This is a genomic window from Janthinobacterium sp. GW823-FHT01H08, assembly GCF_058797855.1.
This window is the reverse complement of sequence record NZ_CM179504.1, coordinates 3,502,649-3,527,129: the sequence shown is the minus strand read 5'-3', so window position 1 is coordinate 3,527,129 and position 24,481 is coordinate 3,502,649. Positions and strand designations below refer to the sequence as shown.

The window sequence follows — 24,481 nt, the reverse complement described above, 5'->3', positions numbered from 1 at the left end:
AGCGGCTTTCCATCGCGTGGCGTGGCATCAGATGCGTTCCATCTTCGGCATCCACACGCGCAGCAAGGAATACAGACGGTCCAGGTCGATCGGCTTGGCCAGGTAATCGGAAGCGCCGGCCTGCAGGCATTCTTCCTGGTCATTCTTCATGGCCTTGGCCGTAATGGCGATGATGGGCAGCTTGTTGTAGCGGCCATCGGCGCGAATGAGACGCGTCGCTTCCAGTCCATCCATGCCCGGCATCATGACGTCCATCAACACCAGGTCGATATCGTCCACGCTGTTGAGCTTGCTGATGGCTTCGAAGCCGTTGCGGCCGATTTCCACCACCACGCCTTTCTGTTCCAGCGCATTCGTCAGGGCAAAGATGTTGCGCACGTCGTCGTCCACCAGCAAAATCTTGCGTCCTTCAAACACGCGCTCGCGGCTGCGCACCTGTTGCAGCATGCCCTGGCGCTCGCTCGACAGTTCCGACTCCACCTTGTGCAGGAAGAGGGTCACTTCGTCGAGCAGGCGCTCGGGCGAACGGGCGCCCTTGATGATGATCGAGCGCGAATATTTCATTAAATCCGCTTCTTCCTCGCGGCTCAGGTTGCGGCCCGTGTAGACGATGACGGGCGGGAACGAGCACAATTCTTCATGTTCCATACGTTCGAGCAATTCGTTGCCCTGGATGTCGGGCAGCTTCAAGTCGATGATCATGCAGTCGAAAATTTGCGTCTTCAGCAGTTCCAGCGCCTGTTCACCCAGCGCCACGGCAGTGATTTCCACGTCGTTGTCGCTGATCAGGTGCACCACGCTTTCGCGCTGGCGTTCGTCATCCTCGACCAGCAGGATGCGCTTCATCTGCTGCGTGAATTTTGATTCGAGCTTGTGGAACACTTCCTTCAATTGTTCGCGCGTGCGCGGCTTGGTGGCGTAGCCGATGGCGCCCAGCTGCATGGCTTCCTGGATCTGGTCGTTGCCGGAGACGATGTGCACGGGAATGTGGCGCGTCAGCGGGTTTTCCTTCAATTGCTGCAAGACCAGCAAGCCCGGGCGGTCCGGCAAGCCCATGTCGAGCAGGATGGCGTCGGGCAGGAATTCTTCCGCCAGGCGCAAGCCTTCGTCGGCGCCGTGCGCCACCAGGCAGCGGTATTGCATTTCATGCGCGAGGTCGAACAGGATGCCGGCAAACGACGGCTCATCCTCGATCACCAGCACGGAACGCTGGCCCGTCTTGGCGGGGGGCACGCTATCGCGGTCATCCTGGAACGTGGGCAGCGGCACGGGCTTGGCGGCGGGGGCCGCCTTTGGTGCGGCGGCCGCGGTTTTTGCGGGCGCTTGCGGCGCGGCGTGGGGCGCTGCCGCCGCCTCCACCGCCCGTTCCGGCATGACGGCCGGCAGCACCAAGGTAAACGTGCTGCCCTGGCCCGGCGTGCTGGCCAGCTCGATGCCTCCGCCCAGCAAGGCAGCCAGGTCGCGCGAAATCGACAGGCCCAGGCCCGTGCCGCCATAGCGGCGGCTGGTGGTGCCGTCGGCCTGGTGGAAGGCGTCGAAAATCTTGTGCTGCTGGTCGTCGGCGATGCCGATGCCCGAATCCTGCACCTGGAAGCGCACCTGGCCCGCCGCATCGGCGCTCACGTGCAGGGACACCGTGCCCGCATCGGTAAACTTGATGGCGTTCGACAGCAGGTTTTTCAGGATCTGCTCCAGGCGCTGGCGGTCGCTGACGAAGGACGGCGGCGTGTCCGGCGCCACCTTGACGTCAAATACCAGTTTCTTTTGCTGCGCCTGGGCGCCGAACAGCATCTTCATGCTGCTGAGCAGCTCGTCGAAAGGCACGGCGTCCGGCGTCAACTCCAGCTTGCCCGCCTCGACTTTGGAAATGTCGAGGATGTCGTTGATGAGGGTCAGCAGGTCATTGCCGGCCGAATAAATGGTTTGCGCAAACGTCACTTGTTCCGGCGTCAGGTTGCCGCTGCTGTTGTCGGACAACAGCTTCGACAGGATCAGCGAGCTGTTCAGCGGCGTGCGCAGCTCATGCGACATGTTCGCCAGGAACTCGGACTTGTAGCGGCTGGCCCGCTGCAGCTCTTCGGCGCGCGCTTCCAGCTGGGCGTGCGCCTGGACGATGGCCATGTTTTTCTGGTCCAGCGACAGCGCCTGCACGGCCAGCTGCTCGTTCGACTGCTCCAGCGCCGCTTTTTGCTCTTCCAGGTGGGCTTGCGACTGTTCCAGCACGCGCGATTGCTCGCCCAGCTCTTCATTGGCCGTGCGCAGTTCTTCCTGCTGCACTTCCAGTTCTTCATTCAATTGCTGCGTTTCTTCCAGTACATTTTGCAGGCGCTGGCGGTACAGGGCCGCTTCCAGCGACGTGCCGATATTGGTGCCAATCAGGTTCAGCCATTCCTTGGCGCGGGCGCTGACGGGATGTGTAAAGCCCAGCTCGATGACGCCGTTGACGAGGCCTTCATTGTTGACGGGCACCAACACCAGTTCCAGCGGCGCGCCGCTGCCCAGGCTCGACGTCACGGTCAGATAATTCTCGGGCACTTGCTGCACGTGCTTGAGGCGCTTTTCGCGCGCCGTCTCGCCCACCAGGCCTTCGCCCAGCTTGAACACCTGTTTTTCCTTCACGCCCTGTTCGTTGAAACCGTACACGGCCGTACGGCGCAGGCTGCCATCCTCGTCGACCACGTACAGGGTGGCGACGGCCACGTCGAGGCGGTGCGCCAGGAAGTCCAGCACGTGCCGTCCCAGCTGCGGCAGGCCCAGCTGACCGCTCGTGTGGGCGGCCAGTTCCGTCTGTCCCGTGCGCAGCCATGCTTGCTCCTGCAGCACGTCGTTGTCCTTGCCGCGCTGCTCCAGCGCATCGTTATAGATATCGGACAGGCGCAGCAGTTCGCGCCGTCCCAGGTAGGCGAGCAAGCCGGACATGCCCAGGCTGAGGATCAGGAACACCACCACGGCCAGCATGGTGCGACCCTCGGCCGAGTCGGCCCGCTCCTGGCGCAAGCGCTGTTCCATGGACAGGAAGGTGAGGAATTCGCGGCGGATTTCGTCGAATTCCAGCTTGCCTTCGCCCTGGCGCACGCGCGCGAGGAATTCCTGGTTGTTGCGGCGCTGGGCGATCACGGCTTCCGCGTACTCCATCCACTGCCCTTGCAGCGCGCGGATGCGGCGCAGCCGGTCCACCTGGATGGAGTTGTCCGACACCAGCTCAAGCAGCGTGTTCATTTCCACGGCGATCTTTGCCTTGCCCGATTTATACGGCGCCAAAAACGTTTCATCGCCCGTCAGCAGATAGCCGCGCATGCCTGTTTCCAGGTCGACGGACAGCTTCATGACCTCGTTGGCGTTGCCGATCACCCGTTCGGAATGCTCGACCGAGCGCAGGGCCGAGAGCAGGTAGGCGATCAAGCCGACAAAGACGAGGGCCGTGACGATCCCGATAAGCAGCGGCAAGGTAACGTTGCGGGCGAGGATGCGGCGAAAGCTGAAGGAGTCGATCGGGGTCTTGGTATTCATCATGTCCGTGTAAGGCTGTCGCGAAAAAGTCAATTTTAATTGAAATGCAAGGTTTCTGGTGGTCAAGCATAGCGTGCGCTAGCATAACAGTCTTGCGCTAAATTGCCGACGCGTAAGGCGGTGCAAAGCGCGCCAGCGCACAGATGATCGTCGGGGAAAAATCAAGCTGGCCGCGATTGAGGCAGATCAAAGAGACAAGCGGTTCGCATCCTAAGATGCAGGAGGTGGCGGCGTCCCTGCGACGACCGCCGTGTGCAAACCATCCCATGCAGGAGGACATCATGGCTAATCAATTGATGCGTCGCGATCCGCAAAACCCGCTGGCACGTTTCGACCCGTTCAGCGACATGGAAGATTTCATGCATGACTTTTTCGCGCCCGCCTTGCGCTTGCGCGATGCGGGTTCGTCACGCATGCGCGTCGACATTTCCGAAACCGAGCAAGCCTATCAGGTGCAGGCAGACATTCCGGGCGTCAACAAGGACGATATCAAGGTCTCCATCGACGGGAGCCGCGTCTCCATCAGTGCCGAACTCAAAGATGAAAGAGTGACGCGCGACGACGGCGGCAAGACCGTGCGCAGCGAACGCGAGTATGGCCAGCAATACCGCAGCTTCGTGCTGCCGCACGAGGTGGACGAGGCCGGCGCCCAGGCGCGCTATGAAAATGGCGTGCTGCTGCTGGACTTGCCGAAGAAAGAGGGCACGGGCGGGCGGCAGCTGGCGATACAGTAAGCCGGTCCGTGGCATAAAAAAACGCCGGACGGTGCCGGCGTTTCTTGGGTATTGTCGGGTGGCAGCGCGCTGCCACCCGATTTGCCTCTATATGATTTTCCTCTATATATATGTCAGTCGCGGATTTCCAGCGCCCGGTTCAGGCTCAGCGCGGCCAGCGAGGCGACGGCGCCCGACAGCAGGTAGAAGCTGACATAGGCGAGGCCGAAGTTGGCCGACAGGCCCAGCGCCACCAGCGGGGCGAAGCCGGCGCCGACCAGCCAGGCCAGGTCGGACGTCAGGGCCGCGCCCGTATAGCGGAAGCGGGCAGGGAAGTTGGCCGTCACGGCGCCGGCAGCCTGGCCGTAGGACAGTCCCAGCAGGCTGAAGCCCACGAGGATGAACACATTCTGGCCGGTATTGCCGCCGCCCATCAGGGTCGGCACGAAGGCGCTGAAGATGGCGATCAGCACGGCCAGCACGCCCAGGGTGGTGCGGCGGCCCACTTTATCGGCCAGCAAGCCGGAAATCACCACGCCGATGGCGGCCAGCACGGCGCCGAGCATCTGGATTTGCAGGAAGTCCGGCGCCGAACGCGTCTGATAGACGGAAATCCACGACAGCGGGAACACGGTGACCAGGTGGAACAGGGCGTAGCTGGCCAGCGCGGCGAGGGCGCCGATCAGCACGTTGCGGCCCTGGCCGCGGCTCATTTCAAACACGCTCACGGGCTGCAGTTCGCGTTCGTCGAGCAGGCGCGCATATTCATTCGTCGACACCAGGCGCAAACGGGCAAACAGGGCCACGACGTTGATGGCGAAGGCCACATAGAACGGATAGCGCCAGCCCCAGTCGAGGAAGTCTTCATCCGTCAGGCTGGTCAGCATGAACCAGAACAGGCCGGCGGCGATCAGGAAACCGGCGGGCGCGCCCAGCTGGCCCAGCATGGCGTACCAGCCGCGCTTGTTTTCCGGCGCGTTCAGGGCCAGCAGCGATGGCAAGCCATCCCAGGAGCCGCCCAGGGCGACTCCCTGGCCGATGCGCAGCACGGACAGCCAGATGATGGCGGCAAAGCCCAGGTGGGAGTAGGTCGGCAGGAAGGCGATGCCGGCCGTCGACACGCCCAGGAGGAAGAGGGCGAACGTCAGCTTGGCGCTGCGTCCCATGCGGCGCTGGATTTCCATGAAGATCACGGTGCCGAACGGACGGGCGATGAAGGCGAACGAGAAAATCAGGAACGCATATAACGTCCCTTCCAGGCGTTCTTCGAACGGGAAGAAGACGCGCGGAAACACCAGCACCGAGGCGATGGCGTAAACAAAGAAGTCAAAGTATTCGGAAGCGCGGCCGATGATCACGCCGACGGCGATCTCACCGGGGTCGATATGCGATTCGACCGTGCCGGCCCCGCGTGCGTCGCGCAGGGAGTGGGGGGAAAAGTCGGCGGGTACATCGCCGCTGTGTGTGCGCGTGCTGGACATGATGATCGTCTCCAATATCGTTTCGAGTTCGGCCAACGCGTAACTTACCCCGGGTGTCTCACGCCCGGAGCAGGACTATTCATTAGATAGTTGTAGGAGAAGTCCTCGTCTACCAAGTGAAAGTCCGAGCAAGGGGTAGGACAAAACGTCCAATTGCCAGTGCGCTCCAGTGAGAATACAGTACCATATCTTCATCCCCTGTACTGGACTTTCCTGTATGTTTTCATTAAAAGTTCGTCGCGGACTGCTTCTTTTACCTCTCGCATTGTTGGCTGGTTGCAATACGGTGGTATTGAATCCGTCTGGCGACATCGCAGTTCAGCAAGGCAATCTGATTGTCATCTCGACATTGCTGATGCTGTTGATTATCGTTCCGGTAATCGCCCTGACCCTGCTGTTCGCATGGCGCTATAGAAAAAACAACACCGCGGCCAAATACGAGCCGGACTGGGACCACTCGACTCGCCTCGAGCTGATTATCTGGGGCGCGCCCCTGTTGATCATCATCGTGCTGGGCCTGCTGACCTGGATCAGCACCCACACCCTCGATCCATACCGCCCATTGAGCCGTATCGACGCCAACCGCCCCATTCCCGCCAGCCACAAGCCGATGATCGTCGAAGTCGTGGCCATGGACTGGAAATGGCTGTTCATCTACCCGGAGCAAGGCATCGCTTCCGTGAATGAACTGTACGCGCCCGTCGATCGTCCGATCCGCTTCAAGATCACCGCGTCGTCCGTCATGAACTCGTTCTTCATCCCCGCGCTGGCAGGTCAGATCTACGCCATGCCGGGCATGGAAACGCAGTTGAATGCCGTCATCAACAAGCCGGGTGTCTATAAAGGCTTCTCCGCGAACTACAGCGGTGCCGGTTTCTCGGGCATGCGCTTCAAGTTCCACGGTGTCAATGATGCGGACTTCGACAAATGGGTGGAATCGGCACGTGCCGGTGGCGGCGCGCTGAACCGCGACGACTACCTGTCGCTGGCCCAGCCTAGCGAACGCGACCCGGTACGCCGCTACAGCGCCGTGCCTAACGATCTGTACAAGGCAATTCTGAACCGCACCATCGTTTCCGACGCCCTGTGCGTGACGCCGGTCGAGCCATACAAATTGACGATGGCAAAAAGCCCGGTAGCGGCCGTAACGGCAGTAGTCGCTAGCGATGCAGTCGTGGAAAAGGGCGTTCAAGCCAAGTAACCACTGCATGAATCCCGCAGCGCATCGTAGTGGCGCTGCAGATACTGGCGCCGCTTGCCTGGCGCCTCCCTTTTTTCTCTGAGAGTAACAATGCTAGACCATATTGATCTGACGAAGCTTATATTCGGCCGTCTGACTTGGGATGCAATTCCATTTCACGAACCTATCCTGCTGGCGACCTTTGCAATGGTCGCCCTGGGCGGTATCGCACTCGTTGCGGCACTGACGTATTTCCGCGTCTGGGGTACCCTGTGGCGCGACTGGATCACCAGTATCGACCATAAAAAAATCGGTATCATGTACATGATCCTGGGCCTGGTCATGCTGCTGCGCGGCTTTGCCGACGCGCTGATGATGCGTACCCAGCAGGCGATCGCCTTTGGCGACAATGCCGGCTTCCTGCCGCCGCATCACTACGACCAGATCTTCACCGCCCACGGCGTGATCATGATCTTCTTCGTCGCGATGCCTTTCGTGACGGGTCTGATGAACTACGTGGTGCCGCTGCAGATCGGCGCGCGCGACGTGGCTTTCCCATTCCTCAACAACTTCAGCTTCTGGATGACCACCATGGGCGCCGCCCTGGTCATGGCTTCGCTGTTCGTCGGCGAATTCGCCCGCACGGGCTGGCTGGCGTATCCACCGCTGTCGGGCATCGTCGGCAGTCCGGACGTGGGGGTAGACTATTACATCTGGTCCTTGCAGATTGCCGGGGTCGGGACGCTATTGTCCGGTGTCAACCTGATCGCCACCATCGTCAAGATGCGCGCGCCTGGCATGACCTGGATGAAAATGCCCGTCTTCACCTGGACCGCACTGTGCACCAACATCCTGATCGTCGCCGCCTTCCCGGTGCTGACGGCTGTTCTGGCCATGTTGTCGCTGGACCGCGTTGCCGGCTTTAACTTCTTCACGACGGAACTGGGCGGCAACGCCATGATGTACGTCAACCTGATCTGGATCTGGGGTCACCCGGAAGTCTACATTCTGATCCTGCCGCTGTTCGGCGTGTTCTCGGAAGTGGTCGCCACGTTCAGCAGCAAGCGTCTGTTCGGCTACGCCTCGATGGTGTACGCCACCTGCGTCATCATGATCCTGTCGTACCTGGTATGGCTGCATCACTTCTTCACCATGGGTTCGGGCGCCAGCGTCAACTCCTTCTTCGGCATCACGACGATGATCATTTCGATCCCGACGGGCGCGAAGATCTTCAACTGGCTGTTTACCATGTACCGCGGCCGTATCCGCTTCGAACTGCCTATGCTGTGGACGATCGGCTTCATGGTCACCTTCACCATCGGCGGCATGACCGGCGTGCTGCTGGCCGTACCTCCAGCGGACTTCGTGCTGCATAACAGCCTGTTCCTGATCGCCCACTTCCATAATGTGATTATCGGCGGCGTGGTGTTCGGTGTATTTGCTGCGATCAACTACTGGTACCCGAAAGCCTTCGGCTACAAGCTCGACGCGTTCTGGGGCAAGTGCTCGTTCTGGTTCTGGTTCGTCGGCTTCTACCTGGCCTTCATGCCGCTGTACGTGCTGGGCCTGATGGGCGTGACCCGTCGTGTCAACCACTTTGAAGATCCATCCTTGCAAATCTGGACCATCATCGCCTGGTTTGGCGCCGTCTCGATCGCGCTGGGCATCGGTTCCCTGCTGATGCAGTTCTATGTGAGTTTCCGCAACCGTCACGCCCTGCGCGACGTCACCGGCGACCCATGGGGCGGCCGTACGCTGGAATGGTCGACGTCGTCGCCACCGCCAGACTATAATTTCGCCTTCACGCCACAAGTGCACGAACTCGATGCATGGACTGACATGAAGAAACACGGTTACCAGCGTCCGACGTCCGGTTTCACGAAGATCCACATGCCGAAGAACACCTGGGCTGGTTTCGTGATCGCCGCACTGTCCGCACTGGTCGGTTTTGGCCTGATCTGGCAAATGTGGCTCGTCGCCAGCGTTGGCTTCGTGGTCATGATGATTACGATCATCGTCCATACCTTTAACTACAAGCGCGATTACTACATTCCTGCGGAAGAAGTGGTCCGTACCGAAGACGCTTATACTAAATTGCTGAGCAGCCATGTCTGATACCATCGCCCATAACACCGGCGCCGCTGGCGCCGCACCAAGCACGCGCAGCTACTTTGTGCGCGAGCATCATCCGGAAAACGGCAGCTTGCTCGGTTTCTGGCTCTACCTGATGAGCGATTGCCTGATCTTCGCCTGTCTGTTCGCCACGTACGCCGTGGTCGGCCGCAGCTATGCGGACGGCCCGACGGGCGCCGCGCTGTTCGACCTGCCGCTGGTGGCCGTCAACACGGCCATGCTGCTGCTGTCGTCGATCACCTACGGCTTCGCCATGCTGGCCATGCAGCGCAAGCAATTGCGCAGCACCCTGGTCTGGCTGGGCATCACGGGCCTGTTCGGCCTGGCCTTCCTGTCGCTGGAAATGTATGAATTCATTCATCTGATCCACGAAGGCGCCGGTCCGCAGCGCAGCGCGTTCCTGTCGTCGTTCTTTGCCCTGGTCGGTACCCACGGCTTGCACGTGACGTTCGGCGTGATCTGGCTCGTGACCTTGATGTTCCAGTTGAACAAGCATGGCCTGACCCCGGAAAACGGCCGCCGCATGATGTGCCTGTCGCTGTTCTGGCACTTCCTGGACGTCATCTGGATCGGCGTCTTCACCTTTGTCTACCTGATGGGAGTGCTGCCATGAGCGACCACCACACACACGGCGATAGCCACCACCATGACAACCACGATCATGGCAGCCTGAAAAGCTACGCCATCGGTTTCATCCTGTCGGTGATCCTGACGGCCATTCCGTTCTGGCTGGTGATGACGAAAGCCATCACCAACTCGGGCACCATGGGTCTGGTCCTGCTGGCGTTCGCGGCCGTTCAAGTGGTGGTACACATGGTGTACTTCCTGCACATGAACACCAAGTCCGAAGGCGGCTGGAACATGATGGCGCTGATCTTCACGATCATGATCGTGGGCATTGCCATGGCCGGTTCCCTGTGGGTCATGTACCACATGAACCACAACATGATGCCGGATCTGATGCCTGAGTACATGCATACGAAAACGGCTCCATGATGAGTCAACCGCGCCCAAGCAACACCGGGCGCGCCCCTGGCGCCGCATCGCAAGATGCCGCGCCAGGCCCACGCGGCATGGCTGTGCATTATTCAAAAATTGCACTGGCCTTGCTGGCGGGGATCTTGTTTGCCGGTTTCTGTATCCTGGGAACCTGGCAAGTCAAGCGCCTGTTCTGGAAGCTTGACCTGATCGAGCGCGTCGAACAACGCGTACATGCGCCCGCAACGGACGCGCCTGGACCCGCAGCCTGGGCCGGCATCACGCAGCAAACGGATGAATACCGCCATGTGCGACTCTCCGGTACTTATCTCCCCATTTTCAATACCCTGGTGCAAGCAACGACGGCACTGGGCAGCGGTTACTGGCTGGTGACGCCCTTGCGCCTGGCCGACGGCAGCACCGTGCTCATCAACCGCGGCTTCGTGCCGAAACGCGCCGGCATCGCCGCCAGCACGCCGGCCGGCATCGTCGAGGTCGACGGCTTGCTGCGCATCAGCGAGACGGGCGGCGGTTTCTTGCGTGAAAACAGTCCTGCCACGCAGCACTGGTATTCGCGCGACGTGGCCGCCATCGCCGCCTCGCACATGCTGAGCAACGTGGCGCCATATTTCGTCGATGCGAAAGAGAAATCGGAAACGGCCAGTGACGCCCCCGTCGGCGGCCTGACCGTGATCTCGTTCCACAACAACCACCTCGTGTACGCCTTGACGTGGTTCGCGCTGGCCCTGATGGCGGCCGGCATCACATGGTGGATCGTGCGCGAAGACAAGCGCCGCCGCGCGCGCAAGGCGGGCAATGCCGATCGCCAGGAAAGCGACCATGCCGGGCAGGATTGAAATCCTGCCCAACCGCGAGGTACTAGAACGCGGCGCCGTGGCGGCCGAGATGGAACATCCGGCCGGCCACCAGAACATGAAGCTGCTGATCCAGCTGCGCTGGCTGGCCGTGATCGGCCAGATCAGCACGATCTTCGGCGTGGGCGTGGGACTGGGCATCGCCTTGCCCGTGCCCTACATGCTGGAAGTGCTGTCCTGCCTGATCGCCTTCAACCTGGCCAGCCTGCTGCGCTGGCACGAGCGCCAGCCCGTTTCCAACACGGCCCTGTTTCTGGCCCTGCTGGTCGACGTCACCGTGCTGACGGCCCAGCTCTACCTGAGCGGCGGCATCAGCAACCCGTTTGCCTTCCTGTATTTATTGCAAGTCATCCTCAGCGCCGTGCTGCTGGAAGTGTGGTCGACGTGGATCATGGTGGCCATTACCAGCCTGTGCCTGGCGGGCCTGGCCTTGCTGCCCGGCCCCTTGATCCTGCCGATCGACCCCGAGCGCGGTTTTTCCAGCCTGTACGTGCAAGGCCTGCTGATCTGTTTTATTTTGAACGCCGCCTTGCTGGTGGTGTTCATCACGCGCATCAACCGCAACCAGCGGGCCGGCGACGCCAAGGTGGCCGACTTGCGCCAGCGCGCGGCGGAAGAGGAGCACATCATCCGCATGGGCTTGCTGGCCTCGGGCGCCGCGCACGAGCTGGGCACGCCGCTGGCAACCTTGTCCGTCATCCTCGGCGACTGGCGCCGCATGCCGGAATTGAGCAAGAACAGCGAATTGCTGGAAGAAATCACGGAAATGCAGGCGCAATTGCAGCGCTGCAAGAGCATCGTCAGCGGCATTTTATTGTCGGCGGGCGAGGCGCGCGGGGAATCTTCCGTCAAGACGACGATCAATACCTTCCTCAACGAGCTGGTCGACGAGTGGCGCACGAGCCGCCCGATCCAGGATTTCGAGTACGATAACCGCATCGAGCACGATGTGCCCGTCGTCTTCGATTCGACCTTGAAACAAACCATCTGCAATGTGCTCGACAATGCGCTGGAAGCGTCGCCCGAATGGCTGCGTTTTGAAGCGACGCGCGAAGCGGACGCCTTGCACCTGGTCGTTACCGATGCGGGCCCCGGCTTCGAGCCGTCGATGCTGACGCACCTGGGCAAACCATATCAAAGCAGCAAGGGCAAGCCCGGCGGCGGCCTGGGCCTGTTCCTGGTGGTGAATGTTGCGCGTACTTTAGGTGGTACGGTGACGGCGCGCAACCGGGTGCAGGGCGGGGCGGTGGTGCACCTGGCCTTGCCGCTGGCGGCCATCAAACTGGAAAGAGAAAGCGACCACCATGCAGGATGACCGTCTGTTACTGATCGTGGAAGACGATGCCGCGTTTGCCCGCACCCTGGGCCGCTCGTTCGAACGGCGCGGCTATCAGGTCATCCTGGCCACCAATTTCGATGAGGCGAGCGCCTTGCTGGAACAGCATTGCCCCGACTACGCCGTCGTCGATTTGAAACTCAATGGCAATACGTCCGGCCTGGCCTGCGTGCAGATGCTGCACCAGCACGACCCGGAAATGCTGATCGTCGTGCTGACGGGCTACGCCAGCATCGGCACGGCAGTCGAAGCGATCAAGCTGGGCGCCTGCCAGTATTTGGCGAAACCGTCGAACACGGACGACATCGAAGCGGCCTTCGGCCACGTGGCCGGCAACGCCGACATCGAACTGACGAACCGCGCCACCAACATCAAGACCCTGGAATGGGAGCGCATCCACGAAATGCTGGCCGAGACGGATTTCAATATCTCGGAAACGGCGAGAAGGCTGGGCATGCACCGGCGCACCTTGGCGCGCAAGCTGGAAAAGCAGCGGGTGAAGTAGGGTACTGCGCTGGTCACTGCGCAGCCTGATCGTTGTCGAATGCCAGTTCGATCATACTGTCATCGCTCCAGTCCTGCTCCCGCAACGGCGGCGTGAAAGCATGGCCGCTGAAGGGCACGGACGCGCTTTTGCCGTTGAAACTGATCGTCGCAGCCGTGATGCGCCGCCCTTCGGCAAAGCTGTAGGTACCTTTTTGCGACACGAAATTGCAGGGCCCGCCCATTGCGCTCATCATGGTGCGCATGGCGAAAGGCAAGGTCTCCTTGTCGATGGCCCAGTGGACTTCGCACGCCAGCCGCAGGTCGCCCAGGCGGCGCGTCCGCAATTACGCCCATGCCATCAGCAAGCCGGAAGCAATGACTATTGCAGCAAACAGGGCGACGGCAAAATGATGGTGAGGAAGCCCTCTTGCCGGAGGGTAATGGCCCAGGGTGAGCAGCCGTAGCATTGCCCAGCCCGGCCAATAGAACAGTTTTTCGATGACCGTTCCTACTACGTTATAGACCAGCAGGCGAACGACCCAGACGATGGCGTCGAAAATCCAGTCAAACACGCTTCATCCTCGGGGTGTACCAACTGATTGCGCTCATGCCGGCGCTATCGACTCCATCTTCTGCACCCGGATAGCGCTGGCGGATGATGATGTGACTCAAATCTGCGCCATTCCTTAACTAGTCGGTGCGGCCGTGGAGGACGAAATCTTTTTGTACGCTTCCGCCAGCGTCGTGACGGTCGCCACGTCGTTCACGCTGCGCGCTTCGATGATGGTCTCGCCCGCAGCGATGGTGACGTCGCCGTTCGCATAGCTGGCGGGAAAGCGCCGCTCGGTGATCTTGTTGGTCAGCACATTGCGCGAGTAGCGCAGCGCTACGAGCCGCTCGCCTTCCTGTTTGATGACGACATAGTTCGGGACGGTGGTGCGTTCCAGTTTCCAAGTGCCGATGAAGTCTTCGACAGGGGCGGCGCCGGCATGCAGCGCGCAGCAGGCGGCGACGGCGCCCAGGAGCAGTTTTTTCATGGTGTTGACAGTCTATGCAAGAGTGGCCTGCGGGGCAGGAAAATACATCCGTCATGCTTGAATGGCGTGGCGCTTGTCCGTCGGATGGCGCCAGTCATTTAAGTATTTGGCAATATTAACAGGATCATTGCGTCGTTTGCTGCCGTCCCCACAATTTTGCTCACATCGTGTTGTGTGCGCGCCCCGACAGTTCCAGCGGCGCCAGGGCCTGGGCCACTATCAGCTAGCCGGCGCCAGCCACTCCATCTTCTGCACGCGGATATGCGGATGGCTTTCCAGCGCTTCCCACTCCGGCAAAAAGACAAAACCCTGTTTCTGATAGAAGGTGGCCGCGCGCACATTCTCGGGCGCCACGTCGAGTACCAGCCGGGAATGGCCATTGTCCACCGCGCATTGTTTCACGGCGTCAACCAGGCCTTGCGCCACAGCCTGGCCGCGGTATTGCTGTTGCACCCACATGGCGATCAGGTGGCACTCGCCATTGCTGGCCACCACTTGCGCGGCCAGGCCGATGGCTTGTTCTCCGTCAAAGGCGAGGAAAAACGTGCGCTGCGGCGTGCTGGTGACGCGCTGCTGCCAGTCGGCATCGGAAAAAGCGGCCGCGCTGGCGTGGCTGGCGCCAAAGGCCGTTGGGGCGTCGAGCAGCGCGGCCAGGCGCGTGGCTTTCAGCGCCGGCCAGTCGCTGGCGGTGGTGGGCCGTATCAGCATGCTCAATTGAAGACGATCGCCGTCTTGTGTTCGATGCTGAGCCTGCATGCCTCATACGCGGCCAGCCAGGCGATCAGTTCGCGCTCGAGGCCGTCTTCGGCGTCGATACGCGCATTGATGCGCGCCGCTTCTTCATCGCTCAGCTCGTCGCCGAGCAGGAAAAGGCCCAGCGCGGGCGCCACCGTGACGAGTTCTGCGCGCAGGCTGTACGAGGAACCGAGCATGCCGCCCAGCAGCGGATGTTCATCATCGGCAAAAATGACGTCGTCGAAGACGAGGGGGAAATAAAAGCCCTCGCAATCGGAATGGCAGAGCAGGTGGCTGTCCAGGTCATCCTGCGCCGCTTCCAGCACCGGATCTTCGCTTGGATCCTCGCCTTCGGCCAGCGGCGTGGCCCGCCATTGCCCATCCTGGACCGCATGCGCATAGGCGCGGCGCAAATAATGCAGGTAGCTGTATGGAAAGGAATCAAGCGCTGCGCGCGACTGCAGTTGCGGCAAGACCAGCGGTTCGCCATGCTGCGGCAAGCCCGCTTTTTGCAGCAGGGCGTTCGCTTGCGCCAGGGAATCGGCCAACCATTGCGCGCCTTCCGGGTCTTCTTCGTGCAGGTCGGCCAGAGCGCCGACTGTTATTGCCAATCCCATGCATGGACTCCTTTATTGTTCAGCTGCCAGTGTAAATCATTTGCCTCTGGTCATCATTTACGATTGGTCCCACACTTCGATCGTCAGCAACTGTCCAGGTCTGCAGGCGGTGATGCGCTCTGGATACACGGTAATGCTGCCGGGCCAGCCTGTGAGCTGGTCCTGCGGAAACTCGCCATCCTGCGCTTCGGCGATGCCCGCCAGCAGCAGGGGCGCGATGACGTCCGCCGAGGCCGTGTAGCGGTTGGGGAAACCATTGAAGGCCAGCTGGGTCGCCTTGCCTTGCTCACACAATTGCGCGATCCAGTCGGCGCCGAACAGGCCCGCTTCCCACGTGGCGAGAAACGCTTCCTTGTTGACCTTCGTCATATCGGCCATTTGTTCCGGCGTTTCTGTCGAGATAATCGTCCACCAGCCTGACATGGGCATTCCTTGTGAAAAGTGAAAATTAGCGGGTCATGGCGCGGCGCAGCAGGTAGCTGAGGCCATCGACGGCGGCCACCATCAGCAGCATGGCGACGATGACGGTGGCGGCGTTCTGCATCTGGAACAGCGACAGATGGTATTTCAGCATCTGCCCCAGGCCGCCCGCACCGACGACGCCGAGGATGGCGGCGGCGCGGATATTGTTCTCCCAGCGGTACAGGGTGTAGGACATCATCTGCGGCCCGCACTGCGGCAAGGTCGCGTACAAAAAGGCCACCGCAGGCCGGGCGCCATTGATGCGCAGGGTGGCGGCCGGCAAGGGCGGGCAATTTTCGAAGGCGTCGGCAAACAAGCGGCCCAGCACGCCCACCGTGTGCAGGGCCAGCGCCAGGGTGCCCGCGAACGGGCCCAGGCCGGCGGCGATCAGCAGGATCGAGGCCCACACCAGTTCCGGGATCGAGCGCAGCACATTCAACACGCCGCGCGTCGCGTTGCGCGCCAGGCTGCCGAAACGGCCGCTGGCGGGCAGGGCCAGCAGCGCCCCCAGAAGAGCGGCGATCACCGTGCCGATGGCCGACATGGCCAGGGTCTCGAACGTGGCAATGCCCACTTTCATCAGGAAAGGGCTGGCCAGCTCGGGCGGGGCGAAGCCGTGCAGGAAATCGGCCGTCGTGCGCACGGCGTCGGCACTGAAGAACTCTCCCCATTTCAGGGGCAGGGTGGCGAAGCTGGCGATGACCAGCAGCAGCAGACCGGCCAGCAAGGCCCAGGTCGACCAGCGCACGGGGGCAGGGGCGGGCAACATCGGTTCAGTCTTCATGCCAGCCTCCGGCGCAGCATGGCGGAGACGGCGTCGGCGCCCGCCACCAGCAGCACGAACACCATCAGCATGGTGGCCAGTTCATTGCCTGCCATCATCTTCATCGATTCATCCATGCGCTGGCCCAGGCCGCCCGCGCCGACAAATCCCATGACGACGGAGCCGCGGATCGCGCATTCCCACCGGTAGATCGTGTACGACACCAGTTCGGCGGCCGATTCGGGCAGGGCGCCGTACAGCAAGGCTTTTAATCTGCCGCTGCCGTTGTTCAATAGCGCGTTGCAGGCGGCGGCGTCCGACGATTCGAGGATTTCCGCATACACCTTGCCCAGCATGCCGCAATACGTGAGGGCGATGGCGATCACGCCCGCCGTCGGCCCCAGTCCCACGATGCGTACCAATAGCAAGGCCCAGACCAGTTCCGGCACGCTGCGCAGCAGCACCAGCAGCGCACGGACGGCGTGGCGCACGGCGGCGGCCAGCGGCGACACCTGGCCGGAACCGATGCGCGAGATCGACAAGCGCTCCGTCACCAGCAAGGTCAGGGGAATGGCGCCCAGCATGGCCAAGGCCATGCCGGCCGTGGCCATGGCGATGGTTTCCCAGCTGGAAATGGCCACCAGCTGCAAAAATTCCGGCGAGTGGGCGGGCGGCACGAAGCTGGCGATGAATTGCCAGGTGGCTGCCAGGCTTTGCGTATCCCAGAGTATCCACGGCTTGAATTCGGCCTGCACCAGCATCGGCCACAGCACGAGCAGCACGATGGCAGCCCCGGTCAGGCGGCCGCGCCAGGCGGGGTCGCGCGGCATGGCGGCGTCGGCGCTCTTCAGCAAAGGGGCCTCGCGGCGTCCAGATTCGCTTCCACCGATTCGAACTGGGGCGCGGCGTCGACCTTGTTGCGGTACAGCTCGGCGATCATGGCGTCGCTCACCTCGCTGGCAGGCAAGTCGAAGACGATCTGGCCGTCGCGCAGGGCGACGATGCGCGTAAAGCAGGCGCGCGCGATCTCCACCTGGTGCAGGCTGCAGATCAGGGTGGCGTTGCGCGCCGTCGCTTCCGCCTGCAGCACATGGATCGTCTGCAAAGCCAGGGTGGGGTCGAGCGCGGACAGCGGTTCGTCGACGAGGAAGACTTGGGCATCCGACACGAGCGCGCGCGCCATGCCGCAGCGCTGGCGTTCGCCGCCGGACAGGCGGTCGACCCTGGCGTACAGTTTATCCTGCAGGTTGAATTTGCCCAGCGCTTCCCACGCGGCGCGCGGATCGACGGGCGCGACCAGCGAACGGATGGCCGTCCACAAGCTCCATTGCGGCAAGCGTCCTGCCAGCACGGCGTTGACGACGCGCTGGCGCGGCGGCAAGGGCGGCGTTTGCGGCGCCAGGAATAATCGAGCGCGCAAGGCGTGGCGTTCGCCGCTGCCGACTTGCCAGGGCGACGTGCCCAGGATGTGCAAGGTGCCCGATGCCGGGCGCAGCGCGCAGGCCAAGGTGTGCAGCAGGCTGGTCTTGCCGGCGCCGGAAGGGCCGATCAGGGCGATCTGTTCACCCTGGGCCACGTCCAGGTCCACGTCGCGCAGGGCCAGCGCATTGCCGACGGCACCCGCGTGGTGGACGCTGACCTTGTGAAGTTGGAATGTCATGCGATGTTCGGTATGGGGGCGTTGGTGTGTCGGATTACGCCATGCGACGGCAGCGTAGGTCGGATTAGGCCGGAGGCCGTAATCCGACAACATTGTTGACATTATCGCTTGTGTCGGATTATGCGGCTTTGCCGCTAATCCGACCTACGATAAAACGCGACGACGTAGTTTACTTCAACAGCTTCGCATCGCGCGCGGCCGCTTCGATATCCTTGTAGTTCTCGGCCTTGGTCGGGATGAATTTGGTCGCGCGCTGCAGCTCGAGGATTTCCTTGCCTTCGGCCGTCGATGGGTCCAGCGCCAGGAAGGCGTCCGTCAGCTTCTTGCGCACGACGGGGTTCATGTCGGCGCGCACGCTCCAGTTGTAATCGTAGTAGCCCGGTGTCGTGTAGAACACGCGCACCTTGCTTGGATCGACCTTTTTCGCTTCGACCAGCTTTTCCCATACGGAAATGTTTAAGGTGCCCGCATCGACCTTGCCGCCGGCCACGGCCGCCACGGTGGCGTCATGCGCGCCCGAGAATGCGATGCGCTTCATGTCCGTATCCGGATTGATCTTGGCGGCCAGCAAGTAGTAACGGGGCATCAAGTGGCCCGAGGTCGACGATTCCGAGCCGAACGTGAAGTTCTTGCCTTTCAGGTCAGACAATTGGTTGATGTCCTTGCTGGTGGTCACGAACACGGAGCGGAACTTCGTGTCTTCCTCGCGCTGCACCAGCGGCACGATCTTGCCGCCGCTGCGCACGTTGGCTTGTACAAACGTGAAACCGCCGAACCAGACCATGTCGAGCTTGTGATTGATCAAGCCTTCCACGGAGGCCGCGTAATCGGTGACGGGCGTAAATTCCACCTTCATGCCCAGCTTTTTCTCCAGATAGCTGCCCAGCGGCTTGAACTTGCGCTGCAATTCCGTCGGCGCTTCGTCGGGGATGGCGGACACGCGCAATACTTGCTGCGCCTGCGCCAGGCCGCTGTGGATGGCCAGGGTGGCGGCGACGGTGGCCAGGATGGCGGGGAACTTGTTGGAGAATGTGGTCATGGGACTGCCTTTGAAAGATTGTTCATTAATATACGGAAACACCGGTCGTGCCATCCTGCATCTCGCCGATGACGACGGCGTCGCCAAAGCCTTCGGCGCGGAAAATCGCCAGCACGTGCTCGACGGCTTCCGGCGCGCACGCCACCAGCAGGGGGCCGGCCGTTTGCGGGTCCGTCAGGATCGCCTTGTCGATGGCAGTTAGACTGTCATCCAGCGCCACTTGCGCGCCGTAGCCCTGCCAGTTGCGGCCCGAGGCGCCCGTGATGTTGCCATTCTGCGCCAGTTGCTGCACTTGCGGCAGCAGCGGCACGTCAGCCATGGCGATGCGCGCCTGCAACTTGGCACCGCGCGCCAGTTCCAGCGTGTGGCCCAGCAAGCCGAAGCCCGTCACGTCCGTCAGCGCATGCACGCCGTCGAGCAGGGCCAGTTTCTTGCCCGGGGTATTCAATTTGGTGGTGTTGTCGATCAACGAAGCGTAGCCGTCCGCGTCGAGCGCGTTTTTCTTCAGGGCGGCCGACAGGATGCCCACGCCGATGGGCTTGCCCAATACCAGTTTATCGCCGGCGCGCGCGCCCGCGTTGCGCTTCACTTGCGACGGGCGCACGAGACCCAGCACGACGAGGCCGTAGATCGGCTCGACGGAATCGATGGTGTGGCCGCCCGCGATGGGGATGCCGGCCTGGGCGCAGATGGTTTCGCCGCCTTTCAAGATGAGGCCGATGGTTTCCACGGGCAGCTTGTTGATCGGCATGCCGACCAGGGCCAGCGCCATGATGGGCGTGCCGCCCATGGCGTACACGTCGGAAATGGCGTTGGTGGCGGCGATGCGGCCGAAGTCGAACGGGTCGTCGACGATGGGCATGAAGAAATCCGTCGTGGCGATCAGCGCCTGCTCGTCGTTGAGCTGGTAGACGGCCGCGTCATCGGAGGTTTCTATGCCGACCAGCAATTCTTTCGGCAGGGGAAAGCCGCCGCTGCCCTTTAAGATGTCGGCCAGCACGCCGGGCGCGATCTTGCAGCCGCAGCCGCCGCCATGGGCAAATTCGGTCAATCGGATGGGGGTATTGGATGTTGCTGCGCTATCTGACATGGAAATTCCTGCTGATGTTGTGTACAACGATGATCATTTTTACCCCAAACGCAAGGTCTGGGGTCGGACCCTCAGGGTCCGACCCCGGCACTGCGTCTTTAGGGGGAATTAGTGCCGACAATACCACACAACGCGCGCGCGGCTTGCTCAAAGGCATGTTCTGAAATATCGGGCAAGACCAGCGGCGTCGCCTGGGCGTAGCGGCTGAAGTTGCGGGCGATCGATTGCCGGTAGACGGGGTCGTAGTGCTGGACCAGCAGTTCCTCCACCAGCTCGGCCATCTGGCCCGCCGTGGCCAGCTGCTGCCAGTGTGCAATTCTCTCCTTGCCATGCAGTTGCGTCAACAGGGCCAGCTGCACGTTCAGGCGCTCCGGGTCGCCGACGAAATGTTCATAGTCCTGCATCAGCAATTGCACGCGCTGCTCCGTGGCCAGCCGCACGTCCGTGCAGGCGGCCGCGCGCATCTTTGCCATCAGCGCGTCGGGCACGCGCACGCGGCCCACTTTCTTGCTTTCCGATTCGATGAAGACGGGCAATGCCGGGTCGAACTGGCGCAACTGCTGCCACAGCGCGCTCTCGAACGCCTTTTGCGAGGGCTGGTCTTCCTCGGGCAAGCCGCCCAGCACGGAGCCGCGGTGCGCTGCCAATCGCTCCAGGTCGATCACCTGCGCGCCTTGGCGGTCCAGCACTTGCAGCAAGCGGCTCTTGCCGCTGCCCGTGGGGCCGCACAGCACATTGATGAAGTCGAAGCGCTCGGGCAGGGTGGCCAGTTCGGCATTCACGTGGCGCCGGTAATCCTTGTAGCCGCCATCGAGTTGCGTGACGGGCCAGCCGATGCGCGCCAGGATGTGCGCCATGGCGCCGCTGCGGTTGCCGCCGCGCCAGCAGTAGACGAGCGGCTTCCATTCGTGCGGGTGACCGAGGAAACCGTCTTCGATATGCCGCGCGATATTCTTCGCCACCAGCGCCGCGCCCAGCTTCTTCGCTTCGAAGGCGCTGGTCTGCTTATATAGCGTGCCGACGCGAACGCGCTGCTCGTCGTCGAGCACGGGCAGGTTGATGGCGCCCGGCAAGTGGTCTTCCGCGAACTCGGACGGGCTGCGCACGTCGATGATGGCGTCGAATTCATGCAGGCGTGGCAGGATGTCGCTGAAGGGAAGGACTGCGGGGTATTTCATCGTGGCGCGGCTGCTTGGAATGGGGAAAGACGTATTATCCCCGATAAAGGCCGCTGGCGTGGGGCTTTGGCGCCGCCGTTCACACTGTGCGTGCCGGGCCGGCGTCCCGCATGCCTGTGAAGAACCGCACCAGGCTATGCGGCGCGTCGTCGTCAAAGCACAGGCGCAGGATGCGTTCCGACTCCACCGCGGCCGCGCTGCTGCGCGCAAACAGCGCCGTTTCATATGCCAGCAAGGCCGCTTCCACGTCGCTTGGGTGCGCGGCAAGCGCCTGCGCCAGCTCGGCGCCGTCCAGCATGGCCAGGTTGGCGCCTTCGCCGGCCGGCGCCATCAAATGGGCCGCGTCGCCCAGTAAGGTCACGCCTGCCACGCGTTGCCAGCGGTGGCCGGCGGGCAGCAGGTGCACGGGACGGGGCACGGGCGGCGTGTCCGCGTCCGTGATCAGGGCCGTGAGCGCCGGCGCCCAGCCGGCAAACTGGGCGGCGATGGCTGCCCGCGCGGCGGCGGGATCGGCAAAATCGATGCCTGCCAGCCACTCTTCGGGTTTACTCAGGGCCACATACGCATGCAGCACGCCATCGGCTTCGCGGTGAGCCTGGATGCCCTTGCCCGGCGCCAGCGCGAACAGGGCGCCGGCGCCCACGGCTTGCGCAGTGGCCCCGTGGCGGCGGTCGCTGTCGAACAGATACGTTTCAATGAAGGCAATGCCGCTGTAGGCGGGCTGCGCGCTGGAGAGCAGCGGCCGCACCCGGGACCAGGCGCCGTCCGCGCCCACCAGCAGATCGCTGGCCGCCGAGGCGCCATGCGCAAAGTTCAGCATGTGCCTGCCGCCGTCCAGCGTCGCGACGCTGGTCAATTTGTGGCCCCAGCGCACGCAGCCGTCAGGCAAGGCATCGAGCAAGATGCGGCGCAGTTCGCCGCGCGGCACTTCGGGACGCCCGCCCGTGCCATCGTCGCCCTCGTCGTGCAGGACCGTGCCATGCTGGTCGAGCACGCGGCTCGCTTCGCCGCCCGCATGGATGAGGGCGCGGAAGGCGTCGTGCAAGCCGGCCGCCCGCAGCGCTTGCTGGCCGCTTTCCTCGTGGATATCGAGCATGCCGCCCTGGCGGCGCGCTTGGGGCGACGCGTCCGCTTCATACACGGTGGCGGCGATGCCGTGGACGTGCAGCACGCGGGCGAGCATCAGCCCGCCCAGCCCTGCGCCGATGATGGCGATATGCATGGTGACCCTTCAGGTGGTGTTCAAAATAACAATGGAACGACGTTCCAGAAGAATTTTGCGGCAAGCCATCATCTGTGTCAAGATAAGCGATGCCCCATACCGTAGCGAACCCACCACGACGCGCCGACTCGCTGACGCGCGACACCATCATCGACGCCGCCATCGCCCTGCTCGACACAGCGGGCGAGGGCGGCCTGACCTTCCGCGCCCTGGCCGCGCGCCTGGCCACAGGGGCGGGCGCCATCTACTGGCACGTGGCCGACAAGGACGACCTGTTCACGGCCGCCAGCGACGCCATCGTCGCCCGCGCCATGCAGGCCGCCCCGCCTGGCGATACGCCGCAGGCGGGCATCCGCGCCGTGGCGCTGGCCATGTTCGAGGCGATGGATGCGCATCCGTGGCTGGGCTCGGCCCTGTCGCGCGCGCCGGGCCAGCTGCCCACCGTGCGCATCCTGGAACGCCTGGGACGGCAGGTCGATGCGCTGGGCGTGCCGCAGGACCGGCAGTGGATGGCGGCATGCGCCTTGCTCAATTATCTGCTGGGCGTGAGCGGGCAGAATGCGGCCAATGCCGTCATCGCCCGGGAACAGGGCCTGGAACGCGCGCATTTCCTCGACACCCTGGCGGGCGCCTGGTCACGCCTCGATGCGCAGGCGTTTCCGTTTGCCAGCAAGGTGGCGGGTCAGTTGCGCGCGCACGACGACCGCGAGGATTTTTTGGCGGGCATCGATCTGATCGTGCATGGCATGCAGGCGCTGCAAGCGGGCCGCTAGCCCAGCAAATGCCCCAGCAGCGGCGCCAGCAGCACCGTCACGACACCGGAAAAGATCATCGTCAGGCTGGCCACGGCGCCTTCTTCCGTGCCGACCCTGCGCGCCACGGACAAGCCGAAGCCGTGCGCGGCCGCGCCATACGGGGCGCCACGGGCGATGCGCATGCGCAAGGGCAGCAGTTTGAGCAGCGGCTTGCCCAGCATCAAGCCGAACAAGCCCGTCATCACCACGAAGATGCCCGTCAGCTGGGCCGAGCCGCCCATGTGGCGCGACGCTTCCAGCGCGAACGGCGTCGACACGGAACGCGCCAGCAGGCTGCGCGCCATGTCGCCGTGCACGCCAAATACCCGGTCCAGCAGCAAGGTGGCGGCGACCGATGCCACGATGCCAGCGCAGCTGCCCAGCGACAAGGCCAGCCAATGCTTGCGGATCAGCTTGCGCTCCTGAAATATGGGCAGCGCAAACGCGATGGTGGCCGGGCCCAGCAACCACGGCAGCCAGCGCGTCTCGCCGAAATACGTGGCGAAAGGGGTCGACGTCGCCTGCACGATGACGATCAATATCGCCGAGGTGCAGATGGCGGGCGTCAGCAAGAAGTGCGGGTGGCGGCGGTGCACGGCCTGGTTGGCGTAGAACAGCACCAGGGTCAGCAGCAGGAACAGCAGCGACAGCAGCAGGGTGCTCATGCTGGCGCCCTCGCGGCGCGCTGGCGCAGCAGCTTATTCAGACGCAACTTGCGTTCATAGCGGCACACCCCTTCCACCGTCAGCGCCGTGGCCAGCATCACGCAGGCAAAGCCCAGGCCAATATTTACGAACAGCATCAGACCTTGCGACTTCAATAGTTGCGTAAATTGCACCACGGATACGACCAGCGGTATGAAGAACAGCAGCATATTGGCCAGCAGCCAGTTCGCGCCCAGTTCGATGGCGGCGGGGCGCACCCAGCCCGCCAGCAGCAGGGCCACCAGCACGAACAGGCCCACGACTCCGCCGGAGAACGGCAAGTGCAGGGCGGAGGCGGCCGCGTCGGCCAGCCACCAGGCGGCAATCAAAATGCCCACTTGCCACGCAGTCTGTGCAGGCTGGCGCCAGACGGGGATGGAGAGTGGGGCAGTGGTGGAACAAGGGGCGGCTTTCACGGCGGGCTTTCAAACGGATGGGGGAGGTTTTCATTGTAGTGAGCCCACATCAAAAGATAAAATGACTTAAAC

26 protein-coding genes are annotated in these 24,481 nt (G+C 62.7%); 9 read left to right on the top strand and 17 right to left on the bottom strand.

The genetic code is table 11. The features are described 5' to 3' along the window. Nucleotides 1-27: 27 nt before the first annotated feature. Nucleotides 28-3,510: a response regulator gene (locus tag AC3RCG_RS15700; protein ID WP_492401693.1), complete on the bottom strand. Its 3,483-nt coding sequence runs from the start codon at nt 3,508-3,510 to the stop codon at nt 28-30. A 281-nt stretch (nt 3,511-3,791) separates the two neighbouring features. On the opposite strand from AC3RCG_RS15700, the gene AC3RCG_RS15695 reads away from it, so the two are divergent. Next, nucleotides 3,792-4,244 (top strand): Hsp20/alpha crystallin family protein, encoded by a 453-nt coding sequence (locus tag AC3RCG_RS15695; RefSeq protein ID WP_492401320.1) that lies wholly within the window; start codon nt 3,792-3,794, stop codon nt 4,242-4,244. 113 nt (nt 4,245-4,357) lie between these two features. Here the strand turns inward: AC3RCG_RS15695 and AC3RCG_RS15690 are convergent, their stop codons facing one another. Next, on the bottom strand, nt 4,358-5,704 hold the full coding sequence (locus tag AC3RCG_RS15690; protein WP_070288561.1) for an MFS transporter: 1,347 nt from the start codon (nt 5,702-5,704) through the stop codon (nt 4,358-4,360). A 217-nt stretch (nt 5,705-5,921) separates the two neighbouring features. On the opposite strand from AC3RCG_RS15690, the gene cyoA reads away from it, so the two are divergent. The 7 genes from cyoA (at nt 5,922) to AC3RCG_RS15655 (ending at nt 12,711) form a co-directional block, all read left to right on the top strand. Next, on the top strand, nt 5,922-6,905 hold the full coding sequence (gene cyoA, locus AC3RCG_RS15685) for a ubiquinol oxidase subunit II (protein WP_175444764.1): 984 nt from the start codon (nt 5,922-5,924) through the stop codon (nt 6,903-6,905). Between the two features lie 90 nt (nt 6,906-6,995). After that, a complete protein-coding gene (cyoB, locus tag AC3RCG_RS15680) occupies nt 6,996-8,999 on the top strand; it encodes a cytochrome o ubiquinol oxidase subunit I (RefSeq protein ID WP_070288466.1) in 2,004 nt (667 codons plus the stop codon). Continuing rightward, the gene (cyoC, locus tag AC3RCG_RS15675) at nt 8,992-9,630 is read left to right on the top strand and encodes a cytochrome o ubiquinol oxidase subunit III (protein ID WP_034788486.1); all 639 of its coding nucleotides are present in this window, start codon (nt 8,992-8,994) and stop codon (nt 9,628-9,630) included. Before cyoB ends, cyoC begins: the two co-directional genes overlap by 8 nt. Next, nucleotides 9,627-10,013 carry a cytochrome o ubiquinol oxidase subunit IV gene (gene cyoD, locus AC3RCG_RS15670; protein WP_034788483.1) on the top strand — a complete coding sequence of 129 codons (387 nt, stop codon included), beginning with the start codon at nt 9,627-9,629 and terminating at the stop codon, nt 10,011-10,013. The genes cyoC and cyoD overlap by 4 nt, the downstream gene beginning before the upstream one ends. Next, entirely contained in the window at nt 10,010-10,852 is an 843-nt protein-coding gene (locus AC3RCG_RS15665) for an SURF1 family protein (RefSeq protein WP_492401324.1), read from the top strand. The genes cyoD and AC3RCG_RS15665 overlap by 4 nt, the downstream gene beginning before the upstream one ends. Next, entirely contained in the window at nt 10,836-12,185 is a 1,350-nt protein-coding gene (locus tag AC3RCG_RS15660) for an ATP-binding protein (protein ID WP_492401326.1), read from the top strand. The genes AC3RCG_RS15665 and AC3RCG_RS15660 overlap by 17 nt, the downstream gene beginning before the upstream one ends. Further along, the gene (locus AC3RCG_RS15655; RefSeq protein WP_034788474.1) at nt 12,175-12,711 is read left to right on the top strand and encodes a response regulator transcription factor; all 537 of its coding nucleotides are present in this window, start codon (nt 12,175-12,177) and stop codon (nt 12,709-12,711) included. The genes AC3RCG_RS15660 and AC3RCG_RS15655 overlap by 11 nt, the downstream gene beginning before the upstream one ends. A gap of 13 nt (nt 12,712-12,724) precedes the next feature. Here the strand turns inward: AC3RCG_RS15655 and AC3RCG_RS15650 are convergent, their stop codons facing one another. The 13 genes from AC3RCG_RS15650 to AC3RCG_RS15590 form a co-directional block, all read right to left on the bottom strand. Beyond that, nucleotides 12,725-13,036, bottom strand: coding sequence for a hypothetical protein (locus AC3RCG_RS15650; RefSeq protein WP_492401328.1), 312 nt, complete (start codon nt 13,034-13,036; stop codon nt 12,725-12,727). Continuing rightward, complete coding sequence (locus tag AC3RCG_RS15645) at nt 13,037-13,264, bottom strand: hypothetical protein (RefSeq protein WP_217494516.1); 228 nt, start codon at nt 13,262-13,264, stop codon at nt 13,037-13,039. Between the two features lie 114 nt (nt 13,265-13,378). After that, a complete protein-coding gene (locus AC3RCG_RS15640) occupies nt 13,379-13,729 on the bottom strand; it encodes a hypothetical protein (protein ID WP_492401329.1) in 351 nt (116 codons plus the stop codon). A gap of 219 nt (nt 13,730-13,948) precedes the next feature. After that, complete coding sequence (locus AC3RCG_RS15635) at nt 13,949-14,437, bottom strand: GNAT family N-acetyltransferase (RefSeq protein ID WP_492401330.1); 489 nt, start codon at nt 14,435-14,437, stop codon at nt 13,949-13,951. Between the two features lie 2 nt (nt 14,438-14,439). Next, entirely contained in the window at nt 14,440-15,081 is a 642-nt protein-coding gene (locus tag AC3RCG_RS15630; RefSeq protein WP_492401331.1) for a putative DNA-mimic protein, read from the bottom strand. Nucleotides 15,082-15,138: 57 nt separating this feature from the next. Next, nucleotides 15,139-15,504, bottom strand: coding sequence for a hypothetical protein (locus tag AC3RCG_RS15625; protein ID WP_492401333.1), 366 nt, complete (start codon nt 15,502-15,504; stop codon nt 15,139-15,141). A gap of 25 nt (nt 15,505-15,529) precedes the next feature. After that, entirely contained in the window at nt 15,530-16,327 is a 798-nt protein-coding gene (gene phnE, locus AC3RCG_RS15620; protein WP_492401334.1) for a phosphonate ABC transporter, permease protein PhnE, read from the bottom strand. Then, on the bottom strand, nt 16,324-17,136 hold the full coding sequence (locus AC3RCG_RS15615) for a PhnE/PtxC family ABC transporter permease (RefSeq protein ID WP_492401695.1): 813 nt from the start codon (nt 17,134-17,136) through the stop codon (nt 16,324-16,326). Before AC3RCG_RS15615 ends, phnE begins: the two co-directional genes overlap by 4 nt. Before the next feature lie 17 nt (nt 17,137-17,153). Beyond that, on the bottom strand, nt 17,154-17,966 hold the full coding sequence (locus tag AC3RCG_RS15610; protein ID WP_492401336.1) for a phosphonate ABC transporter ATP-binding protein: 813 nt from the start codon (nt 17,964-17,966) through the stop codon (nt 17,154-17,156). Nucleotides 17,967-18,135: 169 nt separating this feature from the next. Continuing rightward, complete coding sequence (locus AC3RCG_RS15605; protein ID WP_070218836.1) at nt 18,136-19,005, bottom strand: putative selenate ABC transporter substrate-binding protein; 870 nt, start codon at nt 19,003-19,005, stop codon at nt 18,136-18,138. Between the two features lie 25 nt (nt 19,006-19,030). Then, on the bottom strand, nt 19,031-20,095 hold the full coding sequence (gene selD / locus AC3RCG_RS15600) for a selenide, water dikinase SelD (RefSeq protein WP_492401337.1): 1,065 nt from the start codon (nt 20,093-20,095) through the stop codon (nt 19,031-19,033). A gap of 98 nt (nt 20,096-20,193) precedes the next feature. Beyond that, complete coding sequence (mnmH, locus tag AC3RCG_RS15595; protein WP_492401339.1) at nt 20,194-21,273, bottom strand: tRNA 2-selenouridine(34) synthase MnmH; 1,080 nt, start codon at nt 21,271-21,273, stop codon at nt 20,194-20,196. A gap of 79 nt (nt 21,274-21,352) precedes the next feature. Next, nucleotides 21,353-22,495, bottom strand: coding sequence for an FAD-dependent oxidoreductase (locus tag AC3RCG_RS15590; RefSeq protein ID WP_492401340.1), 1,143 nt, complete (start codon nt 22,493-22,495; stop codon nt 21,353-21,355). Nucleotides 22,496-22,584: 89 nt separating this feature from the next. Here AC3RCG_RS15590 and AC3RCG_RS15585 point away from each other — a divergent pair, with 89 nt between their 5' ends. After that, nucleotides 22,585-23,268 carry a TetR/AcrR family transcriptional regulator gene (locus AC3RCG_RS15585; RefSeq protein WP_492401342.1) on the top strand — a complete coding sequence of 228 codons (684 nt, stop codon included), beginning with the start codon at nt 22,585-22,587 and terminating at the stop codon, nt 23,266-23,268. Here AC3RCG_RS15585 and AC3RCG_RS15580 read toward each other — a convergent pair. Next, nucleotides 23,265-23,954 carry an LrgB family protein gene (locus AC3RCG_RS15580; protein ID WP_070288450.1) on the bottom strand — a complete coding sequence of 230 codons (690 nt, stop codon included), beginning with the start codon at nt 23,952-23,954 and terminating at the stop codon, nt 23,265-23,267. The two genes, AC3RCG_RS15585 and AC3RCG_RS15580, sit on opposite strands and share 4 nt — an antisense overlap. Continuing rightward, on the bottom strand, nt 23,951-24,409 hold the full coding sequence (locus AC3RCG_RS15575) for a CidA/LrgA family protein (protein WP_083287199.1): 459 nt from the start codon (nt 24,407-24,409) through the stop codon (nt 23,951-23,953). The genes AC3RCG_RS15580 and AC3RCG_RS15575 overlap by 4 nt, the downstream gene beginning before the upstream one ends. Nucleotides 24,410-24,481 lie beyond the last annotated feature (72 nt).

Bases quoted from the DNA above. Each gene is read 5' to 3' on its own strand.
- AC3RCG_RS15700 (WP_492401693.1), bottom strand. From the start codon at position 3,510: ATGAATACCAAGACCCCGATCGACTCCTTCAGCTTTCGCCGCATCCTC.
- AC3RCG_RS15695 (WP_492401320.1), top strand. From the start codon at position 3,792: ATGGCTAATCAATTGATGCGTCGCGATCCGCAAAACCCGCTGGCACGT.
- AC3RCG_RS15690 (WP_070288561.1), bottom strand. From the start codon at position 5,704: ATGTCCAGCACGCGCACACACAGCGGCGATGTACCCGCCGACTTTTCC.
- cyoA (WP_175444764.1), top strand. From the start codon at position 5,922: ATGTTTTCATTAAAAGTTCGTCGCGGACTGCTTCTTTTACCTCTCGCA.
- cyoB (WP_070288466.1), top strand. From the start codon at position 6,996: ATGCTAGACCATATTGATCTGACGAAGCTTATATTCGGCCGTCTGACT.
- cyoC (WP_034788486.1), top strand. From the start codon at position 8,992: ATGTCTGATACCATCGCCCATAACACCGGCGCCGCTGGCGCCGCACCA.
- cyoD (WP_034788483.1), top strand. From the start codon at position 9,627: ATGAGCGACCACCACACACACGGCGATAGCCACCACCATGACAACCAC.
- AC3RCG_RS15665 (WP_492401324.1), top strand. From the start codon at position 10,010: ATGATGAGTCAACCGCGCCCAAGCAACACCGGGCGCGCCCCTGGCGCC.
- AC3RCG_RS15660 (WP_492401326.1), top strand. From the start codon at position 10,836: ATGCCGGGCAGGATTGAAATCCTGCCCAACCGCGAGGTACTAGAACGC.
- AC3RCG_RS15655 (WP_034788474.1), top strand. From the start codon at position 12,175: ATGCAGGATGACCGTCTGTTACTGATCGTGGAAGACGATGCCGCGTTT.
- AC3RCG_RS15640 (WP_492401329.1), bottom strand. From the start codon at position 13,729: ATGAAAAAACTGCTCCTGGGCGCCGTCGCCGCCTGCTGCGCGCTGCAT.
- AC3RCG_RS15635 (WP_492401330.1), bottom strand. From the start codon at position 14,437: ATGCTGATACGGCCCACCACCGCCAGCGACTGGCCGGCGCTGAAAGCC.
- AC3RCG_RS15630 (WP_492401331.1), bottom strand. From the start codon at position 15,081: ATGGGATTGGCAATAACAGTCGGCGCTCTGGCCGACCTGCACGAAGAA.
- AC3RCG_RS15625 (WP_492401333.1), bottom strand. From the start codon at position 15,504: ATGTCAGGCTGGTGGACGATTATCTCGACAGAAACGCCGGAACAAATG.
- phnE (WP_492401334.1), bottom strand. From the start codon at position 16,327: ATGAAGACTGAACCGATGTTGCCCGCCCCTGCCCCCGTGCGCTGGTCG.
- AC3RCG_RS15615 (WP_492401695.1), bottom strand. From the start codon at position 17,136: ATGCCGCGCGACCCCGCCTGGCGCGGCCGCCTGACCGGGGCTGCCATC.
- AC3RCG_RS15610 (WP_492401336.1), bottom strand. From the start codon at position 17,966: ATGACATTCCAACTTCACAAGGTCAGCGTCCACCACGCGGGTGCCGTC.
- AC3RCG_RS15605 (WP_070218836.1), bottom strand. From the start codon at position 19,005: ATGACCACATTCTCCAACAAGTTCCCCGCCATCCTGGCCACCGTCGCC.
- selD (WP_492401337.1), bottom strand. From the start codon at position 20,095: ATGTCAGATAGCGCAGCAACATCCAATACCCCCATCCGATTGACCGAA.
- mnmH (WP_492401339.1), bottom strand. From the start codon at position 21,273: ATGAAATACCCCGCAGTCCTTCCCTTCAGCGACATCCTGCCACGCCTG.
- AC3RCG_RS15590 (WP_492401340.1), bottom strand. From the start codon at position 22,495: ATGCATATCGCCATCATCGGCGCAGGGCTGGGCGGGCTGATGCTCGCC.
- AC3RCG_RS15585 (WP_492401342.1), top strand. From the start codon at position 22,585: ATGCCCCATACCGTAGCGAACCCACCACGACGCGCCGACTCGCTGACG.
- AC3RCG_RS15580 (WP_070288450.1), bottom strand. From the start codon at position 23,954: ATGAGCACCCTGCTGCTGTCGCTGCTGTTCCTGCTGCTGACCCTGGTG.